This window comes from Vibrio sp. 1401 (genome assembly GCF_033340295.1).
The window spans coordinates 1-939 of sequence record NZ_JAWOWF010000177.1 but is presented as its reverse complement, the minus strand read 5'-3'; the positions used below and the strand labels follow the sequence as shown (position 1 = coordinate 939).

2 protein-coding genes are annotated in these 939 nt (G+C 44.1%); one reads left to right on the top strand and one right to left on the bottom strand.

Annotated features, from left to right (window positions below):
- Window positions 1-298, top strand: a 298-nt coding sequence (locus R7Z77_RS24380; protein ID WP_225474836.1) for a ClpXP protease specificity-enhancing factor SspB, incomplete at its 5' end; no start/stop codon positions are given.
- 60 nt (window positions 299-358) lie between these two features.
- Here the strand turns inward: R7Z77_RS24380 and R7Z77_RS24375 are convergent.
- Window positions 359-939, bottom strand: a 581-nt coding sequence (locus tag R7Z77_RS24375; protein ID WP_318136933.1) for a BON domain-containing protein, incomplete at its 5' end; no start/stop codon positions are given.

Sequence of the window (939 nt, the reverse complement as noted above, 5' to 3'; positions counted from 1 at the left end):
CTTAGAGTTGGGTAATGATGCGATTACCTTCCATGCTCGTTTTAGTGGCCGACCACACTCAGTGATCGTGCCAGTGTATGCAGTTCAAGCGATTTATGCTCGTGAAAACGGTGCTGGAACAATGTTTGAACCAGAAGAAGCGTACACGCACATCGAAGAAGAAACGATTGAAGAAGAAGATTTGTCACCATCTTTTAAGGCGGTGACGGAAGAAACTTCTGAGGAGATTGGTGCAGAATCCCAAGAGGAAGAAGCTCCTCGTCCTAAAGGTCGACCAAGCTTAAGAGTGATTAAGTAAATAAAAAGCAGCGTTAACGCTGCTTTTTTTATACTTCGGTTTCAAGTTTTTCAATATCGTTTAGTCACTGATGGTAAACGTTTCGACATCTGGATCACTATCATCTTGTGTCTGTGTCTGTGTCTGTGTCTGTGTTGTCACACCGTCGCTAGGTAAATCGACTTTAACTGGTTCTGCGTCTCCGTATTGGAACCCTTTGATCACCTGTTTTACGCCAGAGATATTGCGCGAAATCTCCGTCGCGCGTTCACCTTGCTGAGCGGTTACATAGCCAAACAAAAATACGTCACCATCCTCTGTAATGACTTTGACTTTCACGCCATTGAGGTCCGAGTCGGTTAATAGAGCCGATTTTACCTTGGTTGTGATCCAGCTGTCGTTGCTGATTTGCGTCACGCTCAATGGCTCTTTAGCCTTAATTTGATTATGAATGGTTTTGACGCCATCAATAGCTCTAGCTCGTTGCTCAATTTGATTAATCAAATCTTGAGTTGGAGCTTGGCCCATTAAAACAACCGTACCATTGTACGAGCTCGCAACAACTCGAACATGCCCTTTAAATGGTTCTTTATTACCGATCGCTGCGACTTCAAATTCAATATTGTTGTCTTGCCAGATCTGCTTCGTGGTGCGAGTGTCTG